Annotated in this window: 6 protein-coding genes, 1 other RNA gene and 2 pseudogenes; 4 read left to right on the top strand and 5 right to left on the bottom strand. The window is 70.5% G+C overall.

Translation table 11 applies throughout. The features are described from left to right. A partial coding sequence (locus AC2VNT_RS04300) for a WS/DGAT/MGAT family O-acyltransferase (RefSeq protein WP_486945672.1) occupies positions 1–1,099 on the bottom strand: 1,099 nt, incomplete at its 3' end. A gap of 200 nt (positions 1,100–1,299) precedes the next feature. Here AC2VNT_RS04300 and panB point away from each other — a divergent pair. Both panB and AC2VNT_RS04290 read left to right on the top strand, forming a co-directional pair. Beyond that, positions 1,300–2,145, top strand: a complete 846-nt coding sequence (panB, locus tag AC2VNT_RS04295; RefSeq protein WP_486945671.1) for a 3-methyl-2-oxobutanoate hydroxymethyltransferase — start codon at positions 1,300–1,302, stop codon at positions 2,143–2,145. A gap of 59 nt (positions 2,146–2,204) precedes the next feature. Beyond that, positions 2,205–3,050, top strand: a pseudogene (locus tag AC2VNT_RS04290) (CHAD domain-containing protein); the annotation flags it as partial. Between the two features lie 10 nt (positions 3,051–3,060). Here AC2VNT_RS04290 and rnpB read toward each other — a convergent pair. Together rnpB and AC2VNT_RS04280 are read right to left on the bottom strand one after the other, a co-directional pair. Next, positions 3,061–3,455, bottom strand: an RNA gene (rnpB, locus tag AC2VNT_RS04285) — RNase P RNA component class A. A gap of 54 nt (positions 3,456–3,509) precedes the next feature. Continuing rightward, on the bottom strand, positions 3,510–4,793 hold the full coding sequence (locus AC2VNT_RS04280; protein ID WP_486945670.1) for an HNH endonuclease signature motif containing protein: 1,284 nt from the start codon (positions 4,791–4,793) through the stop codon (positions 3,510–3,512). A 69-nt stretch (positions 4,794–4,862) separates the two neighbouring features. Between AC2VNT_RS04280 and AC2VNT_RS04275 the strand changes: the two genes are divergently transcribed. Further along, a complete protein-coding gene (locus AC2VNT_RS04275; RefSeq protein ID WP_486945669.1) occupies positions 4,863–5,579 on the top strand; it encodes a 2OG-Fe(II) oxygenase in 717 nt (238 codons plus the stop codon). A gap of 6 nt (positions 5,580–5,585) precedes the next feature. Here AC2VNT_RS04275 and AC2VNT_RS04270 read toward each other — a convergent pair. Continuing rightward, positions 5,586–5,996: pseudogene (locus AC2VNT_RS04270) on the bottom strand (class I SAM-dependent methyltransferase). After that, positions 5,989–6,948, bottom strand: a complete 960-nt coding sequence (locus AC2VNT_RS04265) for an NAD(P)/FAD-dependent oxidoreductase (RefSeq protein ID WP_486945668.1) — start codon at positions 6,946–6,948, stop codon at positions 5,989–5,991. Before AC2VNT_RS04265 ends, AC2VNT_RS04270 begins: the two are co-directional and overlap by 8 nt. Positions 6,949–6,996: 48 nt before the next feature. On the opposite strand from AC2VNT_RS04265, the gene AC2VNT_RS04260 reads away from it, so the two are divergent. Then, positions 6,997–7,463 (top strand): helix-turn-helix domain-containing protein (locus tag AC2VNT_RS04260; protein ID WP_486945667.1); only part of this gene is annotated, 467 nt, incomplete at its 3' end.

The raw sequence follows: 7,463 nt of genomic DNA, 5'->3' as shown, positions 1-7,463 counted from the left end.
CAGTGCCGAACACCGCCGGCGCGGCGAACTGCGTCCAGTCCTGCAGAAGCGTCGCGCCGATCGCCGAGTTATGCTGCTTGGCAACCGAATTCGACTTGGCAATGGCCTCCAGCCGGGCACCCGGATCGGCGATCTGGGTCTCCAGCCGGGAGAACATCCCGGAGACCTGGTTGCGGCCGGGCCGGTCGGATTTGTCGTGCACCGACACCGGCACCATGGCGACCAGCGAAACGTCGGGCAGCTCGCCGCGGTCGATCAGGAACTGGCGCAACACCCCGGAGACCAACGCCATCACCACGTCGTTGACCTTGACCCCGAAATGGTCCTTGACCTGCTTGACGTCGTCGAGGTCCAGCTCGGCGTAGGCGATGTTCCGGTGCGCGGTGACCGGGGCGTTGAAGACGGTCGGCGGCGCGGCGAACGGCGCCGCCATCGCCGATCCGGCGCGCACTCGCTGCACCGTCTTGACCACCGACGACACCGTGTCCGGCAGCACGTTGGCCAGATGCAGCGGCCGGGCGACGAACCGCGCCAGCCCACCGGCCACGATCGCCAGCTCACTGGCGTCACCGACGCCGTCGACCGGGTCGGGCGCCGGCGAATCGGGTTCCAGACTGCACATCTGCGACATCATGTTGGCGCCGGTCACCCCGTCCACCCCGGCGTGGTGCATCTTGACGATCACCGCCAGCCGGCCGCCCTGCCGGGCGTCGGTGCCGGCAACGCCGTCGATCACCCACGTCTCCCACAGCGGTCGGCTCCGGTCCAGCGGCAACGCCGCGATGTGCCCGGCAATCTCGGACAGCTCCCGTCGGCCGCCGGGCGTGGGCAGGCCGATGCGATGCAGGTGCCGGTCCACGTCGAAATCCCGGTCCTCCACCCACACCGGGTGGTCCAGGTTCAGCGGGCTGTCGGCGAGCTCCTCGCGGAACTGCGGCATCGCCGTCAGACGCGACGCCAACCCGTCGCGGAGCCGTTCGAAGGTGTAGCCGCCGGGCATCGTCGAAGTGTCCAGCTCCACGATCGAGCAGACGTGCAACGGCTGCGACGGGGTCTCCAGGTAGAGGAAGCTGGCGTCGAGCCCGCTGAGCCGTTGCATGCCGCCGATGGTATGTCCCTGCCGACGCGGGCGGCGAGCGAATCGGCCAAGCGCGGACGCGGCCGGCGGTGGTGTGAGCAAATCCACTGCCGCCGGCGATTCAGCTCGGCCACCGGGGATGGCAGACTGGCTATGTCAGACGACCCGGGGACCCGGCTGGGCCTCGAGGATCGACCGGACCATCAGTTGAGGGCAGTTATATGTCTGAGCACACCGGGTATGGCGCTGCGCGTCCCACGCCCACCCCGCAGCGCTCGCGGACCAGGATCCACCACCTGCAGAAGATGAAGGCCGAGGGGCAGAAGTGGGCGATGCTCACCGCCTACGACTACTCCACCGCCCGGATCTTCGACGACGTCGGAATTCCGGTGCTGCTGGTCGGGGATTCGGCCGCCAATGTGGTCTACGGCTACGACAGCACGGTTCCGATCTCGACCGACGAGCTGATCCCGCTGGTGCGCGCGGTGGTTCGCGGGGCGCCGCACGCGCTGGTCGTCGCCGACCTGCCGTTCGGCAGCTACGAAGCGGGGCCGTCCGCGGCGCTGGAGAGCGCCACCCGGTTTATGAAGGAGGGCGCCGCGCACGCGGTGAAGCTGGAGGGCGGCGAACGGGTCGCCGACCAGATCGCCACCCTGAGCGCGGCCGGCATTCCGGTGATGGCGCACATCGGCTTCACCCCGCAGAGCGTGAACACCCTGGGCGGCTTCCGGGTGCAGGGCCGTGGCGACAGCGCCGAGCAGACCGTTCACGATGCGATCGCGGTGGCCGAGGCCGGTGCGTTCGCCGTGGTGATGGAGATGGTTCCGGCCGAACTGGCCACCCAGATCACCGGCAAACTGAGCATCCCGACCGTCGGGATCGGAGCCGGCGTCAACTGCGACGCCCAGGTGCTGGTCTGGCAGGACATGGCCGGGTTGACGGCCGGCAAGACCGCCCGCTTCGTCAAACGGTTCGGCGACGTCGGCGGCGAACTGCGCCGCGCCGCCAGCCAGTACGCCGACGAGGTGGCGACCGGCGCCTTCCCGGACGACGAACACAGTTTCTGAATCCGCCCGCAGCCGCGCGGCTGTGCCACGCTGGACACATGCCCGGCGACGAGAACACCGACCCGGTGCACCGGGCCCTCGCCGAATACGTCAACGAGCTGCGTGGCTGGGACCGGGCGGTGCGCGCCGACACCGACGACGCCGTGCACCAGATGCGGGTCACCATCCGCAAGCTTCGCAGCCTGCTGCAGGCCGCCGCGGAGACGATCGGAGCGGCCGACGGCGCCGCGATCTCCGGCGAACTGCGGTGGCTGGCCGGTGTGCTGGGCGCGGCGCGCGATGCCGAGGTGCTGGCCGAGCGTTACCAACGGGCGCTGGACCGGCTGCCGCCGGAGTTGGTGCGCGGCCGGGTCCGGGAGCGACTGGTGGACGCCGCACGAGCCCGGTATCGGGAGGGTCACCGCGACTCCCTGGCGGCGATGGATTCGGAGCGCTACCTCCGCCTGCTGGACCGTCTCGACGCGGTGGCTGCCGCCCCGGCGGATGCCCTGGTGGCCCCGGCGTCGAGCGGTGACGCGATCCCGACGGCCGTTGACGCCGCGTACCGGAAGGTCCGCAAGGCCGCCCGCGCGGCCGCCCGGGCGGGTGCCGGCCCGGACCGCGACCACGCACTGCACCGGCTGCGAAAGAGCGCCAAGCGCCTCCGGTACACCGCCGTCGCCGCGGCCGCGGCACCGGCCGCCGAGCGGGCGAAGGTGATCCAGACGCTGCTCGGCGATCACCAGGACAGTGTGGTGAGCCGGGCCCACTTGATCGAGCAGGCCGACGCCGCGCGCACGGCCGGCGAGGACACCTTCAGCTACGGCCTGCTCTACCAGCAGGAGGACGACCTGGCCCAGCGCTGCCGGGCGCACCTGGGCGAATCCTTGGGCGCACTCGACGCGGTGATGGGAGGTCCAGAGTGACCGTGCAGGGCGGACGAGTTGGCCTGTAAGCCGGATTCTGTTCCACGCCGCCGTCTCCGGCGCCGCGGCGGCGACCATCCATCTGGGCACACCGTCACCGGGTGCCTCAAGCGGCCTACCCGCAGGCTTGGGCGAGCAGCCCTCGGACGCCTGCGCGGCCGCACGAATGCGGCCTTCTTGGCCTTGCTCCGGGTGGGGTTTGCCGAGCCATCCCGGTCACCCGGGATGCTGGTGCGCTCTTACCGCACCGTTTCACCCTTGCTACCAGGTAGCGGTCTGTTTTCTGTGGCACTTTCCCGCGGGTCACCCCGGATTGCCGTTAACAATCACCCTGCTCTGTGAAGTCCGGACTTTCCTCGACCCGACTGGTGAACCAGTACGGGCCGCGGCCGCCCGGCCAACTCGTCCGCGCTGCTCACGGTACCCGCTTGCCGGTGCCCGGGCCAGCCGTCGCCGAAGCTACGCGGCGTGCAGGTCCCACAGCTCGACGGCCACGGCGATCTCGGCGTGACTGACCTCGATGGCCGCCGGAGCCCTCGACCGCGGGGCGATCGACCGGTATCGCGCACCGGTGGGCGTGGTGAATTCGGCTTTGTGCCTGCCCTTCTCGGTGTCACCGGCTCGAACTCGCCAGCCCGGGGACTCTTTGACGTAGTTACACCGCGCGCAGCTTCCCAGGCCGTTGGCCGCCGTGGTCGGCCCGTTGCGGGCCCATGGCTGCGCGTGGTCGTGGTGGCGAATGGGCGCGTCGCAGCACGGCGTGCGGCAGCGCTGGTCGCGCAGCTCGATGAAGGTGGCCAGCCCGCGGGGAAACAGCCGGGCGCGTGACTCCATTGCGATCAGCGCCCCGGATTCCGGATCGGCGTACAAGCGGCGCAGCGTCGCTCGGGACCGCTTGTCCAGCAGCGCGGCCGACACCAGGCCCCGGGCGACGGCGGCCGGAATGGGGCCGTACCCGTACAGGTCGGCGGGCGTATCCGAGCCGGCGAGCAACGTCTCGTCGGAGAGCACCAGGTTCACCGCGATCGGCGTCGGTACCGCAGCTTCCCGGCCGGTCACCCGTTCGACGAGCGTGTCGGCCATCACCTGACCGCGGCTCCGGCCGTCACCGCAGCAGTCGGCCTGCCGCCGCAGGGCGGCGTACACCGAAACGCCTTGTGCCACCGGCAGCAGGGCGGTCAGATAGGTCATGGTGTCCGGTGCGGGCCGAATGGTGACGGTGCGCTCCTTCTCGGCCTTGGCGGCTCGGTCGACGACGGCGTGTGGGTCGAGCCGGTAGGCGATGGCCTTGGCCGCCGCGGCCACCCGGGCGTCACCCATCCCGTCGAGGCCGCCACGATCACCGCAGAGCTCGACGTCCAGCACCCGGCGGTCCTCGACGTCCAGGCAGGCGCTCTCCCGCACGATGAGCGTGGCCCGCCACTCGGAGAGCAGACCGTCCGCCAGCGCCGCCAGGGTATGCGGCATCTCGTACACCAGCGTCTTGGCGAAGCCCAGATGCCGGCCGCCGCGAGCCGGCGAATCCCGCCGGGCCAGGGCGATCTCGCTGGCCACCCCGCGCCCGCGCCGGACGGCCGGCACCCCCACGGCCTCTTCGGCGGCCCGACGGGCCGTGTCCAGCGCGACGGCGGCGCGCGCCTGCCCGGCCGCCGCGGCGGCCTTGACCCGCTCCAGCTCGGCGATGCGGTCCACCAGCGCCGATTCGTCCGCTTCCGGGTCGACGTCGACAAATGATTCGAACATAGTTTCGATCATAGCAACCCCGGCTGACACGGCTATCGTCGATCACGCGGACCAGAAGGGAGCCCACCGATGCCGGCCAACGCCTGGGAGAAGCGGGTCGCCGCCGGGGACTGGGGCCAGATCACCGACACCGTCGACGAGTACGGCGGCGCGCTGCTCCCCCGGCTGCTCAGCACCGCGGAGATGACCCGGCTGCGCCGGCTCTACCCCGACGACGCCAGGTTCCGCAGCACCGTCGACATGGCCCGGCACCGGTACGGCTCCGGTGAGTACCGGTACTTCCGCACGCCGTACCCGGAGCCGATCGAGCACCTCAAGCACGCGCTCTACCCGCGGCTGCTGCCGATCGTCCGGGACTGGGCGGCCAAGCTGGGTCGTGACGCCCCCTGGCCGGATAGCCTCGACGACTGGCTGGCCGAATGCCACCGGGCCGGCCAGACCAAGTCCACCGCCCTGATGCTGAGGTACGGCGCCGGCGACTGGAACGCGCTGCACCGGGACCTCTACGGCGACTTGGTGTTCCCGCTGCAGGTGGTGATCAACCTCAGCGATCCCCAGACCGACTACACCGGTGGGGAGTTCCTGCTGGTCGAACAGCGGCCCCGGGCGCAGTCACGCGGCACCGCAACGCAGTTGCCGCAGGGGCACGGCTATCTGTTCACCACCCGGGACCGGCCGGTGCGATCGGCTCGGGGCTGGTCGACGTCGCCGGTGCGGCACGGGGTTTCGGTGGTGCGGTCCGGTGAGCGGTACACGCTCGGGCTGATCTTCCACGACGCCTTGTAGCGGCTGCTAGCCCTTGCGGCGCAGGACGATCACGTTGTCTACCAGTGTCGCCGTCTGCCCGTCGGGTCCGATGGCCTCGCGGTCGGCGCTCTCCGCCAGCACCCGATCCCACTGCGCGTCGTCAAGGCGCAGCGCCGCGAGAACCTCTTCGACACCGGCGAAGTGATGTTCGCGAGCGTGATCCGGAGCCCAGGGCGGTGGCCGACACGTCGACGGCGACCACCTGCCATCCGTCTTCGGCCAGCCAGATGGCATCGGCACGGCACCCTCCCCGCACCCCAGGTCCAACGCCCGGCCCGGGGCTAGGTCGGCGGTGGTCTCGGCGAGACAGGTATTGACCCGTCCGCTCCACACCCGCTCGCGGTCACCGTAGAACTGTTCCCAGTAATCGCGCGCGTCCTGCGCCGACTCAGTCATCGGTCGACCCTCCTGTCACGATGGGCGCCGGCACTCCGTAGTCCTCGGTTGTCAGACTCTCCACAACCGCCGCCGCGGCCCGAGAACCCGCCGCGATCGCGGCGGCGACCTGTGGCATCTCTCCCGTCAGGTCCCCGGCGGCGAATACCCCGGGAATCGAGGTGCGCCACAACGAATCGACGCCTACCGGATCCTCGGCAACGAGCCCGGCTGCGGCCACGTCCACGCCGAGCTGCTCGGCCAGCCGATTGCGCTGCCGCATGGTCGTCGCGGCCACCAGTAGTCCACTCCGCATCAACCTGCTGCCGTCGGCGAACACCACCGCCGACAGCTCGCCGTCGTGACCGTCCAGGGCGACTACCGGCCGCTCGTCTATCGACACGCCCGCAACCGCGAGCCGGGCGCGATCATCGGCGCCCAGGTCTGCCGGACCGTCGGTGAGCAACACGATGTCGTCGCTCCAGCACCGCAACAGCAACGCCGAATGCACTGCCCGCTCGCCCAGCGCCAGCACCGCCAGCGGTCGATCGCGCACCTCCCAACCGTGGCAGAACGGGCAGTGGAAGACCGATCGGCCCCACAGCCCGTCCAGTCCGGGCAGTTGCGGCGGCAGGTACGCCATCCCGGTGGCCAGTAGGACTCGTCGAGCACGCTCACTGGTCCCGTCATCCACCCGCACGACGAAATCACCGTCGAGACATTCGATCTCGACCACCTCACCGGTGCGCACCTGCACACCGTAGTTCGCGAGTTCGCCGCCGCCGAGCGCATACAGCTCGCTCGGGGGCCGGCCGTCGTGGCCCAGCAGGCCGCCGATGCCGTGCGCGGCAAGGTTGCTCTGCTCCCCCGCGTCGATCAACACGGTGTTGCGCCGTGCCCGACCCAGCACCAGGCCGGCACTGAGCCCGGCCGCACCACCGCCCACCACAACGCAGTCCCGGATTTCATTCATGCACCCGAGCTTGCCGGGGAACGCGCCGTGCTGGCAAGCTAATTTGCCATGCAGGCAAATAACGAGGAGAGCAGCGTCGATCTGCGGGTGCGGCGGCGACTGCGGGAGCTGCGCACCCAACAGGGCCTGACCTTGGAGGACGTCGCCACCCGCGCCCGCATCGACGTGTCGACGCTCAGCCGCCTGGAATCCGGTAAGCGTCGCCTGGCGTTGGATCATCTGCCGCGGCTGGCCGAGGCGCTGTCGGTCAGCACCGACGAGTTGTTGCGCACCCCTGAACAACCCGACCCGCGGGTGCGGGGCGTTTCGCACAGCCATCATGGGATCACGTACTGGCCGCTGACCCGCTACGGGCCGGCCGGTGGGTTGCACGCCTTCAAGATCCGGGTCAGCACCCGGCGTCGTCCACCGGACGAGCTGCCCGTGCACGAGGGTCAGGAGTGGATGTATCTGCTCTCCGGCCGGCTGCGACTCGTGCTGGGCGACAAGGATTTCCTCATCGGTCCCGGTGAGGC

It is taken from the genome of Mycobacterium sp. TH-M15, from assembly GCF_057473705.1.
This window is presented reverse-complemented; position numbering and strand designations above follow the sequence as displayed.